The following is a 22,108-nucleotide window of genomic DNA, read 5'->3' on the forward strand; positions in this document are numbered from 1 at the left end:
GGGCTCGTGTAGTTTTCCGACGCGATCAGCTCGATGTGATCTTCCTGGCGACGGTTTTCCTGCTCGATCGCGGCAAAAAGTTCCGGATCGACGTTGGCAACGGTGCTGGTAGTGCGGTTGAACATGTTGATTGACCAGTTGAGAGTGAATGACTGACCGCGGCTTGCCGGCTGCATGGTGTTTCGGCCTTCGCATTCCACCAGACCCGCTCCCGTTCAGCTAGAAGGATTCCGACATTCCGCTGGGACACACCGCGCGCTGGATACGCAAAAAAAAAATCGAAGGGTCGCATCGCTGCGACACCTTCGACGGAACTTGCCGATCAGGCAGGCATGAAACCTGCCCTTCAGCTTCTTGCGAGCATCAACGATCAGACGGCGGAGAAGCAGTTGTCCACGAACAGATGCGTGCCGTTGACGAAACTCGACTCGTCGGACGCGAGGAACAGCGCGGCGGCCGCGACTTCCGACGGCTCGCACAGGCGTCCTTGCTGCACCGCGATCGCCGCCTCGGTCGCATCGACGCCCATCGCCTGCAGGTCCTTCAGTTCGCGCATCCCGTGCGGCGTGCGGATGAACCCCGGCGCGAGTGCATTGCAACGAATGCCGCGATCGCGGTACTCGACCGCAATCGCCCGCGCGAACATGTGGCACGCGCCCTTGGTCGCGTCATACAGCACCTCGCCCGGCGTCGCGCACACCGCCGAAATCGACGACGTGCAGACAATGCTGCCCCGCCCTTTCTCCAGCATCTGCGGCAGCACCGCTTTCGTCATCAGGAACATGCTCTTCACGTTCACGCCCATCAGCCAGTCCCATTCCGACTCCTCGATGTCGAGGAACGGTTTGACGATCAGCGTGCCCGCGTGATTGAACAGGATGTCCGCGTTGCCGTACAGCTCCCGCGCGGCGTTCACCGCTTGCTGGACTTCCGCCTGCTTCGACACGTCGGCGCCGAGACCGATCGCCTGCAGGCCTGCGTCGCGCAGCTTGGACGCGAGCGTTTCGGCGGCGTCGCCGTCGCGGTCGATGATCGCGACCTTCGCGCCTTGGGCGGCGAACAGTTCGGACGCCGCGCCGCCGCAGCCGCCGGCGCCGCCGCTCACGATGGCGACCTTGCCGGCCAGGCGGCCGTCAATCTTGACATTCATGTTGCGTTCTCCAGTCTGGTGCGTTCGGTCTGCTCAACTGAACAGCGTCCGCAGGTGATCGTTGAGGAAGTAGCCTTCGGGGTCCACGCTGCGGCGCAGCGCGCGGAACGCTTCGGCCTTGGGGAACCAGCGATCGACGTCCTCGCGGTTCGTGAAATGCAGCTTGCCCCAGTGCGGACGCGAACCGTAGTCGCGCAGGATCGTGTCGACGTCCTTCAGGAACGGCCAGTAGTCGACGCCGTTCGGGCCGCCCGAGCATGAAATCGTGACGCTGTCCTGGTGATTGAACGGGCTGATCCACGCCGGATCGCCCTTCGTGAAGCGGTACTCGACCGGGAAAATGCAATCGCGGTGTTTTGTGAGGATGAGCTCGCGCACCCGGCGCAGCGCTTCCTTGCCGTGTTGCGCGGGCACCGCATATTCGAGCTCGTGGAAGTTCGGCACGTAGTGGATCGCGTACACCTCCGAGCTGTACGCGATCTTCTCGTGCTCGCCTTCACGGAACGTGCGCGCGTCGGTGACATCCATCACCTTGATCTCGCACACGTCGTAGTCCTTCTTCGAGTTCGATACCTTCGTGGTGTCGGGCAGGCAGTAGAGATCGCGGCTGGCGGACGTCGGGCACCAGAAGAAACCGAAATGCCGGTGCTTCGCGGCCAGGTCGTCGTATTGCTCCATCAACGCTTCGAAGTCCTCGCGCCACACCCGGTCGTGCAGCCAGAACGCATCGGTCACTTGCAGCGTGATCTCCGACACCACGCCGAACATCCCGATGTTCACCTGCGTCGCATGCAACAGGTCCAGGTCCTGCCGGTCGCTCACTTTCATGATCGAACCGTCCGGGCGCACGATGCGCATCCCGACGACCTGCGACGACAGGTTGCTCAGTGTCGTCCCCGTGCCGTGCGTGCCGGTGGCCAGTGCGCCGGCAATCGCCTGCGAATCGATGTCGCCCTGGTTGACGAGCGACAGGCCACATTCCTTCAGGTGCCGCGTCACCGCATTGATTTTGGTGCCGGCCTTCACGGTCACGCGCTTGCGCGCTTCGTCCACATCGACGATGCCCTGGTAATCCTGCAGCGACAGCAGCAGGCCGCTGGTGGCCACGACGGGCGTAAACGAGTGCCCGGACCCCGCGCACCGCACGTGCTTGCCCTGCCGCGTCGCCGTATGCACCAGCGCCGCGATCTCGGCCTCGCTGGTCGGCGACGCCAGGTGCGCGGCCACGCACGACTGATTGCCGACCCAGTTTCTCCAGAATCCGCCACGGGGAAGTTCCATTACCGTCTCTCCAGCGTCGTATTGGTGCCAAAGGTAGGGTGTCGACAGGTTTTCCACTATCGGATTTCGGCAAGTTAGGGTTTTGACGAGGCGATACCCGGCCGGCCTTTTTGACCGGCGCGGCGAGCGGCTACAATGAATCGATCCGGCCCGCCCCTTCCCGCCCTCGATGACGCCGTCTGCCCACCCGAGCGATTTCTCTGGCGCCCCGCTGTTCGCGCGAACCGTCGCGTTCTGCGCGTTCACCGACGTGGAGGAACAGGCGCGTTCGTTCGACGGCTGGAACATGAACTACACGCAGATCTCGGGCGGGCTGTTTCACGGCTCGTCGTCGATCATGTCGCTGGGCGGCATCAAGCTGCTGGTCGAGGATCTCGACAAGGTCATCCTGCAACAAGGCGCCGTGCCGTCGGAGCGGATCGCCGTGGCCGTGCCGCTGGAACTGGAAGGGCACGCGCGCCTGTGCGGCGAGAAGAGCGGGCGCGACAGCCTGCACGTGTTCTCGAGCCAGCCGCAATTCGAGTTCTACTCGCCCGACCGGCACGTGCTCGTGAATGTCGAGATCGAACCCGGGAAGCTGTCGACGGAAACGATGCGCACCGTGGCCGCGTCGCTGCGTGCGCAAACCCACGCGCCGGTGATCCCGATGGCAACCGGTGTGGCCGACCATCTGCGCGACCTGCTGCGCCAGACACTCGCCGCCGCGGCAACAAGCACGCGCGTCGACGACGTGACGACGCAGGACCGGATCGAACTGCTCGAACGCACCGTGCTGTACGCGATCTCGGAAGTGATGACGGCCGCGACGCCGGACGCCGGCGCACAGATCGTGCGCCCGACGAAATACTGGTCGCTGGTCAATGCGGTGCGGGAGCGGCTGCAGGACGCATCGACCTGCCCGCTGTCGATCGCGGAGCTGTGCGTGGAGCTCGGCGTCAGCCGGCGCACCGCGCAATACGCGTTCCAGGATACGTTGAACCTGAACCCGATCGCCTATCTGCGGGCCGTGCGGCTGAATCACGTGCGCCGCGAGCTTCGGCTCGGCGACTCCGTGACGTCCGCCGCCACCAAGTGGGGCTTCTGGCACCTGAGCAGCTTTGCGCAGGACTATCGCGCGATGTTCGGCGAACTGCCGTCGGCCACCGCGAAGCGCTACGCGCGCCAGGCCCTCTAGCGCCTGTCGCGCACCTTCCGGCAGCCGGTGCGAATCATCCCGCACCGGCCGCCGCCCTGCCTGCTACATCACTCGTCCTGCTGTTCCTGCTGCGCCTGCACCTGCCGCTGCTGGATGAACTGCCGTACATCGCTCATCGTCACGCGGCCGGTGTGCTTCGCATCGATCTCGTCGAAGTGCTTCGACACGAAGCCGAGACCGCTGCTCTGCGCCTGCGCCTTCGTCACCGCCGCGCCGTTGCTCAGCACCGTATTGGCGCCGAGCCTCGCATCGACACGCTGCTGCGCCTGCTGCTGCAGCGTCGCGCCGGTCGACGGCAACACCGGCGCCGCTTTCGTGGCAGGAAAGAACGGACCGTCGACACCGTGCCCGCCGTGCGGCAGCTTCACCGGCGCCACCGCCTGTGGCGGCAACGCGTAGGCACTGCTCATCACGGCACCGAGGACGATCAACGGAGACATACGCCGCATCAAATTGATTAGGGACATGATCACTCGCATTCAATGGATGAATAGAGGGTTCCTTTGACAAGGAGTCCGTCGCTCAGGGTCGCTCAAGGGGCCGCCGCCAGCGTCGTCGCGGCGGTTGCGCCCGGGACGCTGCCGGTCGGCACGCTCGGCGGGTTTTCATCCGGCCACGGCGGCGGCAGCGTGTGCAGCGTCAGCGCCGTCGGAATCCGCGCGCCCTTGTAGAACGTCTTCAGGTCCCGCTTCATCTGCGGACGGGCGACGTCGTCCAGGTAGATCATGTGGCCGCCCTGGAAGAAGTTCACCTGCAGCTTCGGATTGAAGCCCTTCACCGTCTGCAGCCGCGCGAGTTGCTTCTCGGTGTTGAAGAACGGCGTCGCGAGATCGTGGAAGCCATTCTCCGCGAGCACGCGAAGCTTCGGGTTGAGCTGCAGCGCACCGAGCAGATCGGGGATCGTGTCGGGCATCGGCTGGCCGTCGTGCGTGAAGTCCCAGACGCCGATGATGTTGTCGTTCAGCGGCAGGTACGTCGCGTTCGGTGCGGTGTAGCCGAGGTAATCCGGCATCTGCGTCGCGAGCGCGTTCGTGAACGGCTGCGAAATCAGGATGTCGGACGGGTCGCCGTCGTTCTGCAGGCGCGGATCGGTGTTCGGCAACGATACGCGTCCGTCATACCGGCCGATCGTCGTCCCGGGCAGCAGGCTCGTGCCGAACGGATTCGCGTTGAAGTAGCCGCGCAGCGCCTGTTGCGTGAGGCTCGACGGGATCGACCACAGCTTGAGCGTCGCGTCGCTCGGGAACACCGGCGTGCCGAGCGCATCCGGAATGCCGAGCTGGCTCAACACCCACGACTGCGAATACTTCTGCAGCTGGTTGTAGATCAGCGTCGTGAACAGTTCCGTCTGCAGTGCGTACAGATCCGGATTCACCGGTGCCGGCGAAACCTGGTTGAAGTACGCCGCGACCGCCGCATAGCCCGGCAGGTAGCCGGCCACGGTATCGGTTTCGAGCAGCAGCCCCTCCGTCGACTGCGTGATCGCCACGGCTTCCACCGCATCCGCGAAGTAGTTCAGGATCGCCGACTGCAGCACGATGCCCGTCAGGTGCACGCCGGCCGATTCGAGCGCCAGCGCGAGCATGTCGGTACGCGGCGTGCCGTACGATTCGCCGTACAGGTAGATCGGCGACGTGCTGCGGCTGTTGACGTTCAGGTAGCGCTGGATGAAGTCGCGCATGATGTTCACGTCCGCGTCGGAACCCCAGTACTTCTGGTTGGTGTTCGGCAACACGGCTTCCGACAGCCCGGTGCCGGGCGGGTCGATGAATACGAGGTCGGTGGTGTCGATCAGACTTTCGGCGTTGTCGACGAGCGGATAGTTCGGCCAGTTGCTGCCGAACAGCGGATCGGGCGTGGCCACGCGGGTCGGTGCGAACGAGCCGAGCCGCAGCCAGATCGACGACGAGCCGGGGCCGCCGTTATAGACGAATGTGACAGGGCGCGGCTTGCCGTTCGTGCTCGGCGCGGTGTACGCGACATACGACATCGACGCTTCCGCATTGCCGTTCGCGTCCTGCGCGGTCAGGTGGCCGGTGGTCGTCGTGTAGTTGACGGTCGTGCCGCCGTTTTTCCACTGGTAATGCATGACGGCCGTTTTCTCGGACACCTGCCCGGGGGCAAGGCCGTCGCCCGCATTCATCGAATACGCGACCGGGTCGACGTAAGGCTGGTTGGCCGGCGTCTGCCCGGCCGCCTGTTGCGCGCTGGCCTGCTGGCTGGCGGTGGCCTGCGCGAGGCTCGACGCACCGACGGACGACGAATCGTCGCCGCCGCAGGCCGCGAGCGCCAAGGTCATGACGGTCAAGGCACCTAGCCCGGTCAACCGGCCGTGACGGCCACGGCGGCTGCCGGTACAGCTCCTGTCTGGTTTCATCTCTGTCCTTTGATTCGGATACCGCTTCACAAAGGCCGCCAACGCCTGCGAAACGCGCAGACCGACCCGCCACTCGCGTTGCACGGTCGGCAGTCGGCGGTTGGGGATTGGACTTCTAAGAGACTGAACTTGATACAGACACAGCAAACTGCTGGCGAGAATGGTGCTCGGACGCCCCCTGCAGTTTGGACAACTTTTATATGACCCAAATTTACGACAACACAAAAATAGGCGGTGCTGCGCCGCGTTGTCAAAGATCATTCGGATATTAAAAATCCCGCAATGATGCTAACGGCGGACAGTGTCTGGCAATTGAAAGAAAGCGGGATTATTTGTGTATTGCGCGCTTTACGGGCAATAATCCGCCGAATCCGCCGCTTTTCCCGCACAACCAGGTGCCCTTTACTGGCGCTGACGCAGCGCCTCGAAAGCCTTCAGATCGCCGGAATTATTCTTTCATTTTAATTATCGGCCATCGATTAATTCAGCGTGACATTACGCATAGACTGTCACTCAATGATTCAAGTCACTTCAATCATTCTTCAATCGAGGCGCTTATCCGCATCACGCCATCCATAAAATACCGATTTTTCTAATTCACGAAAATTTCAGCGGAATTATTTACCCGTGATCCAGTCGGCCGGTGCGGTGAAAATGAAGCGCGGCGTGCAGCCTCGCCGCATGCCGCGCTTCTTTCGCGTTCAATCCGCCATTACTTCCCGCCGCCCGGCATCGCGATATCGATCAGCACCGGATCGTGATCCGACGAGCGATACGCATCCGGCGCGTAGAACGTCTTCTGCTGCTCCGCCGATTTGTACGCGAGCGTGTACTGCAGCGCGAGCGGCTCGTCCGCGTTGATGTGCCATTCGTGCACGGCCTTCACGTGCGACGCGAGCGGCAGCGTCGCGAGCGCGTGATCGAGATAGCCGGCTTCGCCGTTGTACACGTAGCTGTACGCATTCGCGCCGATCCAGCGCGCGACGAGGTTGCGGTAGCCGCGCGATTCGAGCGCGCGGATCGGGTCTTCGTACGTGTAGCTGTTGAAGTCGCCGATCAGCAGCACGCCCTGGCCCGCGACGCCCGTCGGGTTGCCGGCGAGCCAGTCGGCCACCTTCGCCGCCGCGCGCGTGCGCGTCGGGTTCCAGCAGCCCTGGCCGTCGCCCTGGTCGAGATCGTCGTTCGCGGCGTCCGGGCAGTTCTTCGACTTCAGGTGGTTGACCGCGACCGTCAGCGACTGCTTGTTGCCGCCGATCATCCGGAACGACTGCGCGAGCGGCTGGCGGTTCTTGTCGTCGATCGCGAGCGTCGCCGCACGGCCGACCGGTTCGACCTTGCGGCTGTCGTAGATCATCGCGACCGTGATCGCATCGCCGCCGAGGCGCGACACGCCCGGATCGACGACGCGCCAGTTGTTGCCGAGCTTCGCCGCGAGCTGGCGCACCGCGCTCAGTTCGCCATAGCCGTTGTTCTGGATTTCCATCAGGCCGATCACGTCGGCGTCGATCGCCTTCAGCGCGCTGACGATCTTCGCTTCCTGGCGCTGGAATTCCTGGTAGTTCTTCGCGCCGCGGTTGTTCGGATCGTCGAAGCCGCCGCCGAGACCGTTGCCGTTGAAGTAGTTGAGGACGTTGAACGACGCGACGCGCAGGTTCGATTTCGGATCGCGCGCGGGCGCGTTGGTACGCGGGTTCGTGCGCGCTTCGAATGCCGGCACGGCGGCACCCGGCAGCGGCTGTACGCGCCAGGCGCCGTAACGCACTTCGAGCACGCCCTCGATGTCGCGCACCGTGTAGCCCGCGCGCAGCGTGTTCGCGGCCGACAGGCCAGGCGCCGGGTACGGCACCGTGGCGGGGTTCTGCTTGTTCGAGCCGTCGTCGAGGATCAGGCGGTTGCGTGCGTTCGCATCGATCTGCGTCTGCGCCTGCGCGGGCGGCACGACGCTCGTCGGCGTGCGCAGGCGGCCGTTGCTGAGCATCACGCTGCCGTAGCGGCCGAGCTCGTAGTTGTCGGTGACGTTCAGCGTCTGCGGCAGACGCACCAGCATCCCTTCATACGCGGCGAACGCGTTCGGGCTGTCGACCGGCAGCGAGAGCGTCGCGGGCGTGACGGTCTGGTTGTTCGCGCACACCGCGATCGCGCCCGACTGCGTGAGCTGCGTCTGCCCGTATTTTTCCTCGACCTTGCCCGTCACGTGCACGAGATCGCCCGCTTTCGCACGCACTTTCGGCGCATAGACGAACAGCCCTTCGGACACGCCCGGCTGATTGCGGCGCTGCGCATCGGCCTGCTGGACGAAGAAGCCGCCGAAGCCATCCGTGCCGCCGAAATCGGCGGTGACGACGGCTTCGATCGACACGTTCTGGCCAGCGAGCGGCGACGGCGCGCCCGGCCCCTGGATATCGGCGATCGGCGTCGTGCTGCCGCCGCAGTTCGGGCTGACGGGCGCGGCAGTGGCGGCGAAAACCGGCGCGGCGAGCGTCGGGAGCAGCAATAGCGGGGTGATGAGGCGGATTGTCGAGCGCATGACGGGGAATCCCGGTTGTGAGGGTGGCGAAAGCTTAGCGGCGCTCAATGACAGTTTTTGGTAATCGAAAGACAGGCGGATGTAATTGTCGTTATCACGCTGCGATCACCGTCGAGCGCGCGTTTACGCCTGAAAAAGCGGGGAAATCGTCTGATGAAAATCCGCCGTGCCCGTAACGATTGCCCCGCGCGCGTTCGCTGCCGCAGCGTCGCGCCGTCGCGCTACACCGTGCCCGGCAACGCGCTCGACACGAGCACGGCCGCGACCATCAGCACGCCGCCGAGCACCACCGCCTCGATCCGCAACACTGTGCCGAACCGTTTCAACGCACTGGCCGGCATCGAGGCGGCCGGATTCTTCAGCGCAGCCAGCAACGTCGGCATCCCGAAGAAGCGGTTGTGCCCGCCGAGCGCCGCCGCGATCAGCACGAGCGCGAGCTTCAGCAGCAGGATCTGCCCGTACGTCGATGCGATCAGATTGGCGGGCATATCGACACCGCGCCAGCCGTTGTACGCGCCGGTCGCGAACAGCACGATCAATGCGTAGGTCGACGCATCGGACAGCGACTGCACGAACGATGCGCCGGTCGTGCGCTCGCTCGCGGGCATCGCGGACAGCCTCGGCATCACGCCGAATGCCGTCACGAGCACGAGCCCGACCCACGCGCTGATCGCCAGCAGATGCAGCCAGTCGATCCACACCGGCACGCTGAACCATCCGGCGTCCACCGGATGCCCGCCATTGCTGCGCGCGAGCGCGACGCAGGCGAGCGCGGCCCACATCGCGAACGGCACGCGCGTATCGCTCACGCGCCTGACGAACGACAGCCCCACGACGACGAGCATGAACGCCGCACCAGCCAGCCACGCATGACCGAACCCGGTGCCCGCGAGCATCGCGCAGACAGCCGGCCCCGCTTCGCGCAACGACACCTCGCTCATCAGCGCGCAATGCGCCCAGAACGCGGTGACGCTCGCGACCAGCGATACGACGGACGCGATGCGCAGCGTCGCGCCGAGCCGCCGCCCGATGCCGTGCTGCCACGTCGACGCGCCGCGCGCGAGCCAGTGGCTGCCGAGCAGCGCGCCGACGACGACGGCAAACCCTGCATTCTGGATCGCCACCGACACGAGCCGCAGGAGGCCGACAAGGCCGTCGTTCATCCCTTCACCCTGAACGTATAGGTGCCCTTCGTGCGATGCGCGTCGGCCGTCATCGCCGCCCACTGCACCGTGTACGCACCGGGCGCGAGCTTCGGCATCGCGAGCGTCATCACGCGCGGGTTCGCCGCATCGATCTTCGCCTTTTCCTGCGTGACGGCGCTGCCGTTCGCATCCGATACCTTCACCGAGCTAAACGCCGGTTCGAGGTCTTCGTTGAAGGTGAGCCGCAACGTGTCGGGCGCGATGTCGACCGTGCTGCCCGTCGCCGGTGCGGCGCTTTCCAGCTTGCCGTGCGCCAACGCCGCAACCGGTGCGGCCGCGACGATCGCGCCGGCCACGGCACACGCGGCCAGCCGCGCGAGGTTCGGGATCTTCATGTTCACGCTCCGCGTCACGGCTTCTTCAGCTCGACGACGGTCAGCGCGCCGTCCACGTCTTCCGCGACGAAGTCGATCTTGTCGCCCGCCTTCACCTGCGACAGCATCGCCGGGTCCTTCACCTTGAACGCCATCGTCATCGCGTCCATCCCGAGGTTTTCCAGCGGGCCGTGCTTGATCGTCAGCTTGCCGGCGGCCGTGTCGACCTTGCGAATCTCGCCGTGCGACATGCCCTGTTGCGCCGCGGCTTCCTGCTTCGCGCCACCACTCATGTCCATGCCGGCCATGTCGCCGGCCGCGTAAGACGCCGAGGAGAATGCCAGCGCACCACTCATTGCCATCAGAACCAGTCCTTTCTTCATCGTGTCGACTCCCAGTGAATGAAATGAAACCGGCGGCCGCGTGCGCGCAGCCGCCGCATGCTGCTGCTCAGCCGTCCGGCAGTTCGCCGGTGTACTCGTACGCGACGGTGCCTTTCGGATGCTTGAACCAGCCCGGATCGCGATAGTCGTTGCGGCCGAGCCCCTGCCGCACCTTGCAGACCGTGAACATGCCACCCATCTCCAGCGGCCCGAACGGACCCGTGCCGGTCATCATCGGCAGCGTGTTGTCGGGTAGCGGCATCTCCATGCCGCCCATCGCGCCGCCCGTGCTGCCCATCGCCATGTAGTCGGGCACGAGCTTGCCGATGCGCTTCGCGAGATCCTTCTGCGGCACGCCGATCAGGTTCGGCACCTGGTGGCCCATCGCATTCATCGTGTGATGCGACTTGTGGCAATGGAACGCCCAGTCGCCCGGACGATCGGCGGTGAACTCGATCGCGCGCATCTGGCCCACCGCGACATCGGCCGTCACTTCCGGCCAGCGCGCAGCGGGTGGAATCCAGCCTCCGTCGGTACCCGCGACTTCGAAGCTGTAGCCGTGCAGGTGGATCGGATGGTTCGTCATCGTCAGGTTGCCGAAACGTATCCGAACGCGGTCGCCCGCGCGCACCGGCAGCGGATCGATGCCGGGGAACACGCGCGAGTTGAAGGTCCACATGTTGAAGTCCGTCATCTCGTTCACGCGCGGCGTATAGCTGCCCGGATCGATGTCGTAGGCAGCCAGCAGGAACACGAAGTCGCGATCGACCGGCATCGTGCCGCGGTCCTTCGGATGCACGATGAACATGCCCATCATCCCCATCGCCATCTGCACCATCTCGTCGGCGTGCGGGTGGTACATGAACGTGCCGTGCGATTCCAGCTGGAACTCGTAGACGAAGGTCTTGCCGGGCGGGATATGCGGCTGCGTGAGGCCGCCGACGCCATCCATCCCGTTCGGCAGCCGCAGCCCGTGCCAGTGGATCGTCGTGTGCTCGGGCAGCCGGTTGGTCACGAAGATGCGCACCTTGTCGCCTTCGACGGCCTCGATCGTCGGGCCCGGCGACTGGCCGTTGTAGCCCCACAGGTTCGCGTTCATGCCGGGCGCCATCTCGCGCACGACGGGCTCCGCCGTCAGGTGGAATTCCTTCCAGCCGTTCTTCATCCGCCACGGCAGCGTCCAGCCGTTCAGCGTCGCGACGGGCGTGTACGGGCGGCCGTTCGGCGGCACGAGCGGCGGCTGCGTGGCGGTTTTCGCCATCGTGGGCGCTTCGGGCAGCGACGCGGCGCCGGCCTTGCTGACCATCGCCGCACCGAGCAGCGCGGCGCCCGAGCCGCTGAGAAATTGTCGACGGGACACCATGTCAATGACCTTCCGGATGGGTTTGCACCGCGGGCGCCGGTTGCGCCGCGGGGGTGGAAGCCGGCTGCGGCGCAGCGTCAGCGTTTGAAGTGGCCTCGGGCCGGGTGGATTGCGTCGCGCCCGGCGACGGCAACCGGCCCCCGACGGCCATCTGCAGATCGGTTTCGGCGAGCCAGTAGTCCTTCAGCGCATCGATGTAGCTGTTGACCGCGCCGACCTGTTCGCGCGCATCGGTCAACAGCTCGAACACGCTCGCGAGCATCCCGTTGTAGCGCAGCAGCAGTTCGTCGGAGATCGTCTTGCGCAGCGGCACGACTTCATCGCGATAGTGGGTCGCGACGTCGTAGCTCGTCATGTATGCCGCATACGATTCGCGCACGTCGGAACGCGCATCGATGGCCGTCTTCGCAAGCCGGTTCGCCGACTGCATGTAGACGGCCTCGGCCCGCGCGACCTTCGCACCGCCCCAGTCGAACAGCGGAATCTCGACGCTGATCTCGTAGCCGTGCTCGTGGCCCTTGCCGGTTTCGTAGTTGTTCACGTAGCCGAGATCGACCGCATTGACGAAGCGCGTCGCCTTGCTCAAGCCGAGCGACGACGCGACACCCTGCGTCTGCAGCTTCGCGGCCTGGATGTCGAGGCGGTTGCTCATCGCAAACCGCTCGAGATCGGGCAGGTTCGGCCGCGCTTTCGGCAGGTCGGGCAAGCGCTCGGGCAGCGTGTACTGCGTGCGTTCGCCCCACAGGCCCATCGCCCGCGTGAGCTTCTCGCGCGCGGCGACGGCCTGCTGGCGCGCCTTCGCGTGCTGCGCGACCGCATCGGCATGGAACGCCTGTTCGCGCGCGTAATCGAGGCGGCTGATGTTGCCGGCCTGCCGCATGCGCAGCGCGAGTTCGGCGGCCGCGCTCGCGGCATCGCGCACCTGTTGCGCGTAGTTCGCGGCCTGCTCGGCGGCAACGGCCTCGACGTACGCGCGGCGCGCGTCGGCCGCCGCCTTCAGCATCGCGTCGGCCGTTTCGAGCTTGGTCTGCTCGAAGCGGCGGCGTTCGATGTTCGTCGCGAGCGGCATCGTCAGCAGCGCGAACACGTTCGCCGAGAACGTACGGCCGAGCGTCAGCTCGCCGTCGCCGGCGCGGGTGCGGCTGAACGCGAAACGCGGGTTCGGCAGCCGGCCGGCCTGGACGAGATCGGCTTCCGACAGCCCCAATTCCGCGTATGACGCCTGCAGGCCACGGTTGTTCAGCAGCGCGACCTGCACCGCATCGTCCATCGACAGCGGCTTGGCAAGCAGTTCCTTCGTCCGCTTGTCGACGGCTTCGCGGTCGGCGTCGGTCTTGACCACGACCGCGTCTTTGCCGATGCGTTCCGACGCAACGGACGACACCGCGTCGAAGCCGCCATCCTTCGAGAACGTCGTGCAGCCGGCGAGGAAGGCCAGCACGGCTGCGGCCGCGCCGATCCTCGGTGATATCGCAAGCATCGTCATGGCGCGGCGCCTCCGTGCTTCGAATGCGCGGCGCCGCTTCCGGTCGCGCCGCCGGTCGTACGTCCTTTCGCGGGTCGCTCCATCACGTCACGGTTCAGTTGGGTCCAGCCCGGGCCTTCGTCGTCCCGATATGGCCGATAGCCGTCGAATGCGGACGTCACGGTGACATCCGGCACCGCCGCGGCGGCGTCCGCCGGATCGGGCAGCGGGGTTTGCGCAGGCGCGAGCGACGGCACGAGGGCCGCCGCGCCAAGCAGCGCCGCAGTAATCAATCGCATGAATGGGTCTCGTCGTGAGTCGTCCGGCGGGCGTGATGCCGCCGCCGGAGCGGATGGCAGAGCGCGGCCGGTCGGGGCCGCGGGCAGGGTCTAGACGAGAAGCCGGCGCGGCGGCCGGTCGATGCCGCCGGTCAGGAACGACACGACGACCGGCGTCGGCGCGAAAGAGACGATCGCGATACCGGTACCCGACGCAACGGACATCGAGGGGAGATCGGCCATGCCGGTGCCGAGGCAGCAGGACCCGCACGCGGAGCACGGCTGCGCATGTCGCGCAGGGTCGTCGTGCCCCTGTTGATGCTCATGCTGGCCCCCCTGCACGCCCGGCATCGCGCGCGGCGCCGCCGAGTCATCAGCGCGTGCCCCGTCTTCCGAGTGCGGCATGGCGACGACCGCGCCCGTGCTCGCGCATGCCATCGACACAGCCGCGAACGACTGGATCGGCAGGCTCAGCGCCAGCAGCACGACGAGGAGGAATTTGCGCCAGTACGACATGGATGCGAAATCAGGCAGGCAACGACCGGATGGGCCGGAGCACGCCGCGATGGCGCGCTCCGGGGACAAGACGGCCGCAGCTTATCGCCGCCGCGGTGACGACGACATGGCCGAAACATGACCGAATTTTCATGAACCGCGGGCGGCGCAACGCACACGCTTCATGAAAATTCCGTCATTCCGCGATCATCCTTCGCGCACACACGACGCCGTAAGCTCACGCGTTACACTGACCGGCTGGAATCAAGGATGAATCACGGACGGCCTGCCTCACCATGCGGATACTGATAGTCGAAGACGAACCCAAGATGGCGTCGTACCTCCGGAAAGGGCTGATGGAGGCGAGCTACACGGTCGACGTCGCGGAAAACGGCAAGGACGGATTGTTCCTCGCGCTGCACGAGGATTTCGATCTCGTCGTGCTCGACGTGATGCTGCCGGAAATGGATGGCTTCGAGGTGCTCAAGCGGCTGCGCGCGCAGAAGCAGACGCCCGTGCTGCTGCTCACGGCGCGCGAGGCGATCGAGGACAAGGTCGCGGGGCTCGAACTCGGCGCCGACGACTACCTGCTCAAGCCGTTCGCGTATGCCGAGTTCCTCGCGCGCATCCGCTCGCTGCTGCGGCGCGCGCCGCGCAACGTGCGCGACATCCTGCATGTCGCCGATCTCGAAGTCGACCTGATCCGCCGCCGCGTGCGGCGCGCCGACACCCGCATCGACCTGACCGCGCAGGAGTTCGCGCTGCTGCAGTTGCTCACCGAGCGCGAGGGTGAAGTGCTGACGCGCACCTTCATCACGTCGCAGATCTGGGACATGAATTTCGACAGCGACACGAACGTCGTCGACGCGGCGATCAAGCGGCTGCGCGCGAAGATCGACAACGCCTATGAGAAGAAGCTGATCCACACGATCCGCGGAATGGGCTACGTGCTCGAGGATCGTTCGTGACCACGAGCCCGGCCTCGTATTCGCTACTGCGGCGCCTGACGCTCGCGTTCGCCGTCGTCGCCGCGCTCGTGTTCGCGCTGACCGGCGCGTACCTGTATCGCTCGCTGTCCGCCGAGCTGACGCGGCGCGACGACATCGAGATCTCCGGCAAGCTCAACCAGTTCCTGCAGCTCGCGCGCGCAAGCGGATCGATCGCCGCGCTGCGTGCCGATCCGGCCGTGTTTCACGAGGTCCTGCTGTCGCATCCGGGCGTCTATCTCGGCATCTACGACGCTCAGAACCGCGCGCTCGTCGAACATTCCGACGAAGCCGGCAACACGCTGGCCTCGGTCATCTCGGCACCGCACCCGGCCAGCAGAGCCAGCAGGCCGTTCACCTGCTCGCCGCCCGGCATCGGCACGTCGCGTTGCGTGTACGCACGCGCAACGCTACCGTCCGGCGATGCGATCCAGGTCGCCCTTGCACGCACGGCAACCGATCGCCAGTCGCTGCTCGAAAGCTATCGTGTCGACATCTGGCTCGCGGCGGCGCTGGGTGCACTGCTGGTCGGCGCGCTCGGCTACGCAGTCGCGTCGCGCGGCCTGCGCCCGGTCAAGAGCCTCGGCCGGCAGACGTCGCGCATCGAGGCACACAACCTGAACGCACGGCTCGACGCGCGCGGCGGCCCGGTCGAACTCCACGAACTCGCAACGTCGGTCAACCGGATGCTCGACCGTCTCGAACGCGCGTTCGTGCGGCTGTCGCAATTCTCGTCCGATCTCGCGCACGACATGCGCACACCGCTCGCCAACGTGATCAGCTCGTCGCAGGTCACGCTGTCGCGCGCACGCACGACCGAGGAATACGAAGCGCTGATCGATTCGAACATCGAGGAATGCGAACGGCTGCAGCGGATGATCGAGAACATGCTGTTCCTCGCGCGCACCGACAATGCGCGGCAGCACCTGAAAACCGCCGAACTCGACGCGGGCAGCGAGCTGCGCCGGCTCGCGTCGTATTTCCAGGCACTGGCCGACGAAGCCGGCGTGCGCATCGACGTGCATGGCGAAGCGCCGGTCGTCGCCGATGCGACGCTGTTCCGGCGCGCCGTCAGCAACCTCGCGTCGAATGCGCTCGAACATGCGGAAGCCGCGTCGACGATCGAGCTGGCGGTTTCCACGCAAGCCGGGTATGCGGTCGTCGAAGTCACGAATCGCGGCGCCGCGATTCCGCCCGAACAGGTCGACAAGATCTTCGAGCGCTTCTACCGCATCGATTCGTCGCGGCACGGCGCGGCGCGCAATGCGGGGCTCGGGCTCGCGATCGTGAAGTCGATCATGGAGCTGCATCGCGGCAAGGTCGAGGTCGCGAGCCGCGACGGGCGCACGACGTTTGCGCTTTATTTTCCGCGCGGCACCGCAGGATAAGCCGTTCGTCTCGCATTTCGGATCGGCATGACGACCGGTGCAACGCAGAGCGAAGCGCGACGACCACCACCGCCGAACGCCTTCACTCCCCCGGTTCGCGCCGAATCTTCGCCTGCCTGCGCACACGGTCGTTCAGTATCTGGTGCCGGCGATGATCGGTCAGTTTCTTCCAGTCACGTGCCTCGTCGCGCGTCCTCAAACAGCCCACGCAGAATCCGGTGCGGCCATCAAACGCACACAGCTCGATACACGGCGATTTCACGGCCACGATCAGGCCGCCTTCGCAGGCGTCATCACTTCGACGGTCACGTGCGACACGCCGTCGAAACCTTCGACCAGTGCATGGTAAAAGCGTGCGTCGCGCGCCGCATCGACGGTCTCGACCGACACGATCGCGCTCATGTGGCCGGGGCCGACGCGCCACACGTGAAGATCGTTGACCTTGTCGCCGAGCGCCTCGATCGCATGACGGACGCGCTCCGCCAGCTTGCGATCGACATTGACGTCGAGCAGGATGCTCCCCGTATCGCGCATCAGCCCGTACGACCAGTTCGCGATGACGAGTGCGCCGATGATGCCCGCGACGGGGTCCATCCAGACCCAGCCGAATGCACGCGCGAGCAACAGGCCGACGATGGCCAGCACCGACACGGCCGCGTCGGCGATCACATGAACGTAGGCCGACCGGATGTTGTGGTCGCGATGGGCGGCCGCGTGCGAACCGTGATCGTGATGCGCGTGATGGTCATCGTCGTGATCGTGCCCATGATGATGACCGTGCCCGTGACCATGCGCATGGTGATGGTCGCCGCTCAGCAGCCACACGCTGGCGAGGTTCACCGCGAGCCCCAGTACGGCAATCGGAATCGCTTCACCGAAGTGAATGGGAACGGGCGCAAGCAAACGCGCGACAGCCTCGTAGCCGATCAGGATCGCGATCATCGCGAGCACGATCGCACTCGTGAACCCGGCCAGGTCGCCCAGCTTGCCGGTGCCGAACACGAAGCGCGGATCGTCGGCGTGCCTGCGCGCATAGGTATAGGCCAGCGCGGCGATCAGCATCGCCCCTGCGTGCGTCGACATGTGCAGCCCGTCGGCGACGAGCGCCAGCGAACCGAACAGCGTACCGCCGACGATCTCGGCCACCATCATCGCCGAGCACAGACCGATCACCATCCACGTCCGCCGCTCGTTCTGCTCGTGCGCCGCGCCGAGGAAGATATGGTCGTGCCCCGCGCCGAACGCGTCATTCGTGAAATTGCTCATGTTCCGCCCCGATTACTTGAAATAGCTGTGCACCACGTCGATCAGCTGCTCGGTCGCGCTGCCCTCGTGCTCGTCCGGCCCGTGTGCATCGACCATGTGCTCGCGAATGTGGTCCTCCAGCACGACCGCCAGCAGCCCGTTCATCGCGCCGCGACAACTCGTGATCAATTGCAGCACCTCGTTGCAGCCGCGCTCTTCCCCGAGCGCGCGCTCGATCGCCTCGACCTGGCCCTTGATACGGCGCACGCGGTTCAGCAGCTTCTGTTTTTCACGAACGGTATGGCTCATCGCCGGCAGACTCCTGGATAGGGAGGGGGAGTATATCTCCAGAAGACTCCCCCTATAGGGGAGAGGGGTATATTTTTTGAGATGAAGGGTTGTCGAAAGAAATTCGCTCGGCTAGACTGCCCTTCGTCTTTGGGGAGTAGCCTGCTTTCCATCCCCGGAAAGCGAACGCGTCAACACACTCGGCCTGCGGCCGTGGCGCGTTCAGCCTGATCGGCCTGGCGAGACCATGGGCGCATCGCGTCGTTCCTGGTCGGACGTCGTCGGATGCGCCATGGTTCGTCAGCGTCCGACCACGGAGTCCCCATGTTCCCCACCGCCCTCTCCCCGCGTTTCGCCGCCGTCCGTGCGCATGCCTGCGGAGGTGCCGCATGACCTTCATGTTCCTCGAACTGGCGTTCATGCTGCTCGTCATCCTCGTCGCCGCCGAGGTCTTCACCAACGCACTCGAACATCTCGGCGAGCGCCTGAAGATTTCCGAAGGCGTCACCGGTTCGCTGTTCGCCGCCGTTGGCACCGCGTTGCCCGAAACGATGGTGCCGCTGCTCGCACTCGCCGGCGGCACGGCGAACCAGACCGTGAACGAGGAGATCGGCGTCGGCGCGATTCTCGGAGCACCGCTGATGCTCGCGACGCTCACCACCTTCCTGATGACGCTCGCCGTGATCCGCTCGCGCGGGCTGCGCGGCACGATCGCGCCCGAACGCACGGGCTTCGTGCGCGACATGAACTACTTCCTCGCCGCGTTCTCGCTGGCCACCGCCGCGATGTTCGTCCCGCATCACAACTGGGCCGTGCGTGCGCTGCTCGCGGCGATGCTGGTCGGCATCTACGTGATGTATGTGGTGATGACGTTCCGCGCATCGAACCAGCTCGTCGATGCCGGGCACGGCACCGAGGCGCCGCACAAGATGTTCCTGTCACGCGTCGGTATGCCGACCAACCTCGCGACGATCGCGCTGCAACTGCTCATCGGCCTCGCGCTGCTGGTCGGCGGCGCGAAGGGCTTCATTCACGGGGTGGAAGGCGTGTCGCACGTGCTCGGCGTATCCGCGCTGCTGCTGTCTCTGATCATCGTGCCGATCGCAACCGAATTGCCGGAGAAGGTCAACAGCGTGCTGTGGATCCGCCGCAAGAAGGACACGCTCGCGTTCGGCAACGTCACCGGCGCGATGGTGTTCCAGGGCACGCTGCTGCCCGCGATCGGCATCATGCTGACGCCATGGGAGCCGCGCCCCGAAGTGCTGACCGGCGTGATCATCACGCTCGCGGCGGCGGCATGGCTGCGCTTCAATGCACGCACGCGCGGGCTCGCGATCTGGGCGTTGCTGGCGAACGGCGCGGGCTATGCGGGGTATCTGTTCCTGACGCTGGCGCGCTGACCTTGTTCAACGGACGCGCCGGGCACGATCGCGCTGCCCGGCGCGAACGAAACATCGTCGCGCCACGCGCCCGCAAGCGATTCAGATGCGCGTCTGGTTCACACGCTGCGACAGTTGCTCGGCGCTTTCCTTGCGCTCGCTGTACCGGTCGGTCAGATACGCGCCGACGTCGCGCGTCAGCAGCGTGAATTTGACCAGTTCCTCCATGACGTCGACGACCCGGTCGAAATACGCGGACGGTTTCATCCTGTCGTCGTCGCCGAATTCCATGAACGCCTTCGCGACGGAAGACTGGTTCGGGATGGTCAGCATGCGCATCCAGCGCCCGAGCACGCGCATCTGGTTGACCGCGTTGAACGACTGCGATCCGCCGCTGACCTGCATGACCGCGAGCGTCTTGCCCTGCGTCGGCCGCACCGCGCCGACCGACAACGGAATCCAGTCGATCTGCGATTTCATCACGCCGGTCATCGCGCCGTGCCGCTCGGGGGAGCACCACACCATGCCCTCCGACCATTGCACGAGCGCGCGCAGCTCCGCCACTTTCGGGTGGTTGTCCGGCGCATCGTCAGGCAGCGGCAAGCCGGACGGATTGAAGATCCTTGCTTCGGCACCCATCGCCGTCAGCAGCCGCGCCGCCTCCTCGACCAGCAGCCGGCTGAACGAGCGCGTACGCAATGACCCATAGAGCAGGACGATTCGCGGCGGATGCGTCGACGGCTGCGCGGGCTGCAGCCGGCTCGCGTCCGGTACGCTAAACAGCGTGGCATCGAGTTGCGGCAAATCGTTCAGACAGTCAGACACGCTTGCCCTCCGCATCGATCACGATTTCGCCGTCTTCCTTCGCAAACGGCCCCTTCTGCGGATCGGGCAGGATATCGAGCACCTGCTCGGACGGACGGCACAGCCGCGTGCCGAGCGGGGTGACGACGATCGGGCGATTGATCAGGATCGGGTGAGCGACCATGAAGCCGATCAGGTCGTCGTCGCTCCATTTCGGATTGTCGAGATCGAGCGCTTCATAAGGTGTCCCCTTGCGTCGCAGCACGTCGCGCGCCGGGATGCCCATCGCCGCGATCAGCGCGCGCAGTTCTTCGTGACCCGGCGGCGTTTCCAGATAAAGGACGACGCGGGGCTCGACGCCCGTGTTGCGAATCATCGCCAGCGTGTTGCGCGACGTACCGCAATCGGGGTTGTGATAGATCGTGATGTCGGTCATTTCCGGATTCCTGAATGATTTCACGCGCGCTCGTACCAGCCCTTCGAACGGTTGACGACGCGCACGACGAGCAGCATGACCGGAACTTCGATGAGCACACCGACGACGGTCGCGAGCGCTGCGCCGGAGTGGAAGCCGAACAGGCTGATGGCGGCCGCGACGGCCAGCTCGAAGAAATTGGACGCGCCGATCAATGCCGACGGACACGCGATGCTGTGTTTCTCGCCGACGACGCGATTGAGCCCATAAGCGAGCGCTGCGTTGAAGAACACCTGGATCAGGATCGGCACCGCGAGCAACGCGATCACCAGCGGCTGCTTCAGGATCGCCTCGCCCTGGAACGCGAACAGCAGCACCAGCGTGGCCAGCAGCGCGGCAATGGAACAGGGGCCGATCTTCGCCATCGCACGATCGAACGCCGCCTGCCCCCTGGCGAGCAACAGCCTGCGCCACACTTGCGCGAGGATCACCGGGATGACGATGTAGAGCACGACCGACGTGAGCAGCGTCGCCCACGGCACCGTGATGGCGGACATCCCGAGCAACAGGCCGACCAGCGGCGCGAACGCGATCACCATGATGCTGTCGTTCAGCGCGACCTGCGACAGCGTGAACAGCGGATCGCCGCCCGTCAGCCGGCTCCACACGAACACCATCGCCGTGCACGGCGCGGCAGCCAGCAGGATCAGGCCGGCGATATAGCTGTCGATCTGGTCGGCCGGCAGCATCGGCGCGAACAGTTGCCGGATGAACAGCCAGCCGAGCAACGCCATCGAAAACGGCTTGACGAGCCAGTTCACGGCGAGCGTGACACCGATCCCCCGCACATGCTGCCGAACCTCGTGCAACGCACCGAAGTCGATCTTGACGAGCATCGGCACGATCATCACCCAGATCAGCAGCCCGACGGGCAGGTTGACCTGTGCGTATTCCATGCGGCCGATGTGCTGAAAGAGTTCCGGCAGTGTGTGGCCCAGCGCGATGCCGAGCACGATGCAGAGCGCCACCCACACGGTCAGGTAGCGCTCGAAGAAACCGATGGCGGGCCTGGCGGCCACCGCATGCGACGACGCAACGTTCGAACCGGTCATGTGCGATCCGCGCAGCAGGCGGGCGCCGCCGGTACGCCACAGGCCGCGCCGGCGCAGCAGTTCTCGGTCAGAAACCCGATGAGCCCGCTCATCGATTCGAAATTCGCCGCGTAATAGATGAACCGGCCTTCTTGTCGCGCGGTGACCAGATCCGCATGCGACAAATCCTTCAGATGGAACGACAGGCTCGATGGCGACAGCCCGATTTGCTGGGCGATCGCACCGGCCGGCAGCCCTTCGGGCCCGGTCACCACCAGCGCGCGAAAGATGGCCAGGCGCGCTTCATGAGCAAGCGCGCCCAGAGCGCGCACGACGAGATTGGAGTCCATGGCGCGAAGGATAGCGCCATCATTTCGATATTTCAAGTATTGTTGAAATATAAACACCGCCCTGCCGCGTCGTACCTAACCCGTCGCGCACCGTCACATACCGACGCACGAGCGGCATCCGACGCGACA

The 22,108-nt window shown here is 65.4% G+C and carries 24 protein-coding genes, 1 pseudogene and 1 riboswitch; of the genes and pseudogenes, 5 read left to right on the forward strand and 20 right to left on the reverse strand.

Annotated features, from left to right (window positions below; translation table 11 throughout):
- The 3 genes and pseudogenes from glyA to BDO18943_RS29745 form a co-directional block, all read right to left on the reverse strand.
- Positions 1-125, reverse strand: a pseudogene (gene glyA, locus BDO18943_RS29735) (serine hydroxymethyltransferase); the annotation flags it as partial.
- A 245-nt stretch (positions 126-370) separates the two neighbouring features.
- Entirely contained in the window at positions 371-1,150 is a 780-nt protein-coding gene (locus BDO18943_RS29740) for an SDR family NAD(P)-dependent oxidoreductase (protein WP_175025081.1), read from the reverse strand.
- Positions 1,151-1,183: 33 nt separating this feature from the next.
- Positions 1,184-2,431 (reverse strand): D-arabinono-1,4-lactone oxidase, encoded by a 1,248-nt coding sequence (locus BDO18943_RS29745; RefSeq protein WP_175025082.1) that lies wholly within the window; start codon positions 2,429-2,431, stop codon positions 1,184-1,186.
- A 169-nt stretch (positions 2,432-2,600) separates the two neighbouring features.
- Here BDO18943_RS29745 and BDO18943_RS29750 point away from each other — a divergent pair, with 169 nt between their 5' ends.
- Positions 2,601-3,605, forward strand: coding sequence for a helix-turn-helix domain-containing protein (locus tag BDO18943_RS29750; RefSeq protein WP_175025083.1), 1,005 nt, complete (start codon positions 2,601-2,603; stop codon positions 3,603-3,605).
- A 68-nt stretch (positions 3,606-3,673) separates the two neighbouring features.
- Here BDO18943_RS29750 and BDO18943_RS29755 read toward each other — a convergent pair whose 3' ends face one another.
- From BDO18943_RS29755 to BDO18943_RS43000, 10 genes are all read right to left on the reverse strand, one after another.
- On the reverse strand, positions 3,674-4,105 hold the full coding sequence (locus tag BDO18943_RS29755) for a 2-oxoglutarate dehydrogenase (protein ID WP_089453801.1): 432 nt from the start codon (positions 4,103-4,105) through the stop codon (positions 3,674-3,676).
- A 53-nt stretch (positions 4,106-4,158) separates the two neighbouring features.
- On the reverse strand, positions 4,159-6,003 hold the full coding sequence (locus BDO18943_RS29760; protein WP_175025084.1) for a S10 family serine carboxypeptidase-like protein: 1,845 nt from the start codon (positions 6,001-6,003) through the stop codon (positions 4,159-4,161).
- 712 nt (positions 6,004-6,715) lie between these two features.
- The gene (locus tag BDO18943_RS29765; protein WP_175025085.1) at positions 6,716-8,530 is read right to left on the reverse strand and encodes an ExeM/NucH family extracellular endonuclease; all 1,815 of its coding nucleotides are present in this window, start codon (positions 8,528-8,530) and stop codon (positions 6,716-6,718) included.
- 221 nt (positions 8,531-8,751) lie between these two features.
- On the reverse strand, positions 8,752-9,693 hold the full coding sequence (locus BDO18943_RS29770; protein ID WP_175025086.1) for a CopD family protein: 942 nt from the start codon (positions 9,691-9,693) through the stop codon (positions 8,752-8,754).
- Positions 9,690-10,070 (reverse strand): copper homeostasis periplasmic binding protein CopC, encoded by a 381-nt coding sequence (gene copC, locus BDO18943_RS29775; protein ID WP_175025087.1) that lies wholly within the window; start codon positions 10,068-10,070, stop codon positions 9,690-9,692. Before copC ends, BDO18943_RS29770 begins: the two co-directional genes overlap by 4 nt.
- A gap of 14 nt (positions 10,071-10,084) precedes the next feature.
- Positions 10,085-10,432 (reverse strand): copper-binding protein, encoded by a 348-nt coding sequence (locus BDO18943_RS29780; protein WP_175025088.1) that lies wholly within the window; start codon positions 10,430-10,432, stop codon positions 10,085-10,087.
- Between the two features lie 67 nt (positions 10,433-10,499).
- Positions 10,500-11,795, reverse strand: a complete 1,296-nt coding sequence (locus tag BDO18943_RS29785) for a multicopper oxidase family protein (protein ID WP_175025089.1) — start codon at positions 11,793-11,795, stop codon at positions 10,500-10,502.
- Between the two features lies 1 nt (position 11,796).
- Positions 11,797-13,281 carry a TolC family protein gene (locus BDO18943_RS29790; RefSeq protein ID WP_175025090.1) on the reverse strand — a complete coding sequence of 495 codons (1,485 nt, stop codon included), beginning with the start codon at positions 13,279-13,281 and terminating at the stop codon, positions 11,797-11,799.
- Positions 13,278-13,559, reverse strand: a complete 282-nt coding sequence (locus BDO18943_RS29795) for a hypothetical protein (protein ID WP_175025091.1) — start codon at positions 13,557-13,559, stop codon at positions 13,278-13,280. Before BDO18943_RS29795 ends, BDO18943_RS29790 begins: the two co-directional genes overlap by 4 nt.
- Positions 13,560-13,649: 90 nt before the next feature.
- Positions 13,650-13,781 (reverse strand): hypothetical protein, encoded by a 132-nt coding sequence (locus BDO18943_RS43000; RefSeq protein ID WP_260865353.1) that lies wholly within the window; start codon positions 13,779-13,781, stop codon positions 13,650-13,652.
- Between the two features lie 160 nt (positions 13,782-13,941).
- Between BDO18943_RS43000 and BDO18943_RS29805 the strand changes: the two genes are divergently transcribed.
- The 3 genes from BDO18943_RS29805 to BDO18943_RS29815 all read left to right on the forward strand — a co-directional run bounded on the left by BDO18943_RS29805 (position 13,942) and on the right by BDO18943_RS29815 (position 16,407).
- Positions 13,942-14,175 carry a hypothetical protein gene (locus BDO18943_RS29805; protein ID WP_175025080.1) on the forward strand — a complete coding sequence of 78 codons (234 nt, stop codon included), beginning with the start codon at positions 13,942-13,944 and terminating at the stop codon, positions 14,173-14,175.
- A 154-nt stretch (positions 14,176-14,329) separates the two neighbouring features.
- Entirely contained in the window at positions 14,330-15,001 is a 672-nt protein-coding gene (locus tag BDO18943_RS29810) for a heavy metal response regulator transcription factor (RefSeq protein WP_175025093.1), read from the forward strand.
- Positions 14,998-16,407 (forward strand): heavy metal sensor histidine kinase, encoded by a 1,410-nt coding sequence (locus BDO18943_RS29815; protein WP_175025094.1) that lies wholly within the window; start codon positions 14,998-15,000, stop codon positions 16,405-16,407. Before BDO18943_RS29810 ends, BDO18943_RS29815 begins: the two co-directional genes overlap by 4 nt.
- An 82-nt stretch (positions 16,408-16,489) precedes the next feature.
- Here BDO18943_RS29815 and BDO18943_RS29820 read toward each other — a convergent pair whose 3' ends face one another.
- The 3 genes from BDO18943_RS29820 to BDO18943_RS29830 are packed head-to-tail and all read right to left on the reverse strand — an operon-like array spanning position 16,490 to position 17,961.
- Positions 16,490-16,675, reverse strand: coding sequence for a DUF1289 domain-containing protein (locus tag BDO18943_RS29820; protein ID WP_175025095.1), 186 nt, complete (start codon positions 16,673-16,675; stop codon positions 16,490-16,492).
- A gap of 2 nt (positions 16,676-16,677) precedes the next feature.
- On the reverse strand, positions 16,678-17,673 hold the full coding sequence (dmeF, locus tag BDO18943_RS29825) for a CDF family Co(II)/Ni(II) efflux transporter DmeF (protein ID WP_175025096.1): 996 nt from the start codon (positions 17,671-17,673) through the stop codon (positions 16,678-16,680).
- Positions 17,674-17,685: 12 nt separating this feature from the next.
- Positions 17,686-17,961, reverse strand: a complete 276-nt coding sequence (locus BDO18943_RS29830) for a metal/formaldehyde-sensitive transcriptional repressor (protein WP_039354022.1) — start codon at positions 17,959-17,961, stop codon at positions 17,686-17,688.
- A gap of 119 nt (positions 17,962-18,080) precedes the next feature.
- Positions 18,081-18,245, forward strand: a riboswitch (yybP-ykoY riboswitch).
- Between the two features lie 84 nt (positions 18,246-18,329).
- Here BDO18943_RS29830 and BDO18943_RS29835 point away from each other — a divergent pair.
- A complete protein-coding gene (locus BDO18943_RS29835; RefSeq protein ID WP_175025097.1) occupies positions 18,330-19,340 on the forward strand; it encodes a sodium:calcium antiporter in 1,011 nt (336 codons plus the stop codon).
- 81 nt (positions 19,341-19,421) lie between these two features.
- Here the strand turns inward: BDO18943_RS29835 and arsH are convergent, their stop codons facing one another.
- Genes arsH through BDO18943_RS29855 form a run of 4 tightly spaced genes read right to left on the reverse strand, consistent with a single transcriptional unit; the run spans position 19,422 to position 21,979 of the window.
- Positions 19,422-20,159 (reverse strand): arsenical resistance protein ArsH, encoded by a 738-nt coding sequence (arsH, locus tag BDO18943_RS29840; protein ID WP_175025098.1) that lies wholly within the window; start codon positions 20,157-20,159, stop codon positions 19,422-19,424.
- Entirely contained in the window at positions 20,137-20,559 is a 423-nt protein-coding gene (gene arsC / locus BDO18943_RS29845) for an arsenate reductase (glutaredoxin) (protein WP_175025099.1), read from the reverse strand. The genes arsH and arsC overlap by 23 nt, the downstream gene beginning before the upstream one ends.
- A 20-nt stretch (positions 20,560-20,579) precedes the next feature.
- Positions 20,580-21,650 (reverse strand): ACR3 family arsenite efflux transporter, encoded by a 1,071-nt coding sequence (gene arsB / locus BDO18943_RS29850; RefSeq protein ID WP_175025100.1) that lies wholly within the window; start codon positions 21,648-21,650, stop codon positions 20,580-20,582.
- A complete protein-coding gene (locus BDO18943_RS29855) occupies positions 21,647-21,979 on the reverse strand; it encodes an ArsR/SmtB family transcription factor (protein WP_175025101.1) in 333 nt (110 codons plus the stop codon). The genes arsB and BDO18943_RS29855 overlap by 4 nt, the downstream gene beginning before the upstream one ends.
- Positions 21,980-22,108: the final 129 nt, after the last annotated feature.

The organism is Burkholderia aenigmatica (genome assembly GCF_902499175.1).
In the GTDB taxonomy this organism is placed as follows: Bacteria; Pseudomonadota; Gammaproteobacteria; order Burkholderiales; family Burkholderiaceae; genus Burkholderia; species Burkholderia aenigmatica.

What these genes read in the sequence shown, in the direction of transcription:
- BDO18943_RS29810 (WP_175025093.1), top strand. Translation starts at nt 14,330, where the DNA reads ATGCGGATACTGATAGTCGAAGACGAACCCAAGATGGCGTCGTACCTC.
- BDO18943_RS29830 (WP_039354022.1), bottom strand. Translation starts at nt 17,961, where the DNA reads ATGAGCCATACCGTTCGTGAAAAACAGAAGCTGCTGAACCGCGTGCGC.
- BDO18943_RS29855 (WP_175025101.1), bottom strand. Translation starts at nt 21,979, where the DNA reads ATGGACTCCAATCTCGTCGTGCGCGCTCTGGGCGCGCTTGCTCATGAA.
- BDO18943_RS29750 (WP_175025083.1), top strand. Translation starts at nt 2,601, where the DNA reads ATGACGCCGTCTGCCCACCCGAGCGATTTCTCTGGCGCCCCGCTGTTC.
- BDO18943_RS29745 (WP_175025082.1), bottom strand. Translation starts at nt 2,431, where the DNA reads ATGGAACTTCCCCGTGGCGGATTCTGGAGAAACTGGGTCGGCAATCAG.
- BDO18943_RS29755 (WP_089453801.1), bottom strand. Translation starts at nt 4,105, where the DNA reads ATGCGAGTGATCATGTCCCTAATCAATTTGATGCGGCGTATGTCTCCG.
- arsC (WP_175025099.1), bottom strand. Translation starts at nt 20,559, where the DNA reads ATGACCGACATCACGATCTATCACAACCCCGATTGCGGTACGTCGCGC.
- BDO18943_RS29785 (WP_175025089.1), bottom strand. Translation starts at nt 11,795, where the DNA reads ATGGTGTCCCGTCGACAATTTCTCAGCGGCTCGGGCGCCGCGCTGCTC.
- dmeF (WP_175025096.1), bottom strand. Translation starts at nt 17,673, where the DNA reads ATGAGCAATTTCACGAATGACGCGTTCGGCGCGGGGCACGACCATATC.
- BDO18943_RS29805 (WP_175025080.1), top strand. Translation starts at nt 13,942, where the DNA reads ATGGCGACGACCGCGCCCGTGCTCGCGCATGCCATCGACACAGCCGCG.
- copC (WP_175025087.1), bottom strand. Translation starts at nt 10,070, where the DNA reads ATGAAGATCCCGAACCTCGCGCGGCTGGCCGCGTGTGCCGTGGCCGGC.
- BDO18943_RS29740 (WP_175025081.1), bottom strand. Translation starts at nt 1,150, where the DNA reads ATGAATGTCAAGATTGACGGCCGCCTGGCCGGCAAGGTCGCCATCGTG.
- BDO18943_RS29760 (WP_175025084.1), bottom strand. Translation starts at nt 6,003, where the DNA reads ATGAAACCAGACAGGAGCTGTACCGGCAGCCGCCGTGGCCGTCACGGC.
- BDO18943_RS29770 (WP_175025086.1), bottom strand. Translation starts at nt 9,693, where the DNA reads ATGAACGACGGCCTTGTCGGCCTCCTGCGGCTCGTGTCGGTGGCGATC.
- BDO18943_RS43000 (WP_260865353.1), bottom strand. Translation starts at nt 13,781, where the DNA reads ATGGCCGATCTCCCCTCGATGTCCGTTGCGTCGGGTACCGGTATCGCG.
- BDO18943_RS29835 (WP_175025097.1), top strand. Translation starts at nt 18,330, where the DNA reads ATGACCTTCATGTTCCTCGAACTGGCGTTCATGCTGCTCGTCATCCTC.
- BDO18943_RS29790 (WP_175025090.1), bottom strand. Translation starts at nt 13,281, where the DNA reads ATGACGATGCTTGCGATATCACCGAGGATCGGCGCGGCCGCAGCCGTG.
- arsB (WP_175025100.1), bottom strand. Translation starts at nt 21,650, where the DNA reads ATGACCGGTTCGAACGTTGCGTCGTCGCATGCGGTGGCCGCCAGGCCC.
- BDO18943_RS29765 (WP_175025085.1), bottom strand. Translation starts at nt 8,530, where the DNA reads ATGCGCTCGACAATCCGCCTCATCACCCCGCTATTGCTGCTCCCGACG.
- BDO18943_RS29795 (WP_175025091.1), bottom strand. Translation starts at nt 13,559, where the DNA reads ATGCGATTGATTACTGCGGCGCTGCTTGGCGCGGCGGCCCTCGTGCCG.
- BDO18943_RS29780 (WP_175025088.1), bottom strand. Translation starts at nt 10,432, where the DNA reads ATGAAGAAAGGACTGGTTCTGATGGCAATGAGTGGTGCGCTGGCATTC.
- arsH (WP_175025098.1), bottom strand. Translation starts at nt 20,159, where the DNA reads ATGCGGAGGGCAAGCGTGTCTGACTGTCTGAACGATTTGCCGCAACTC.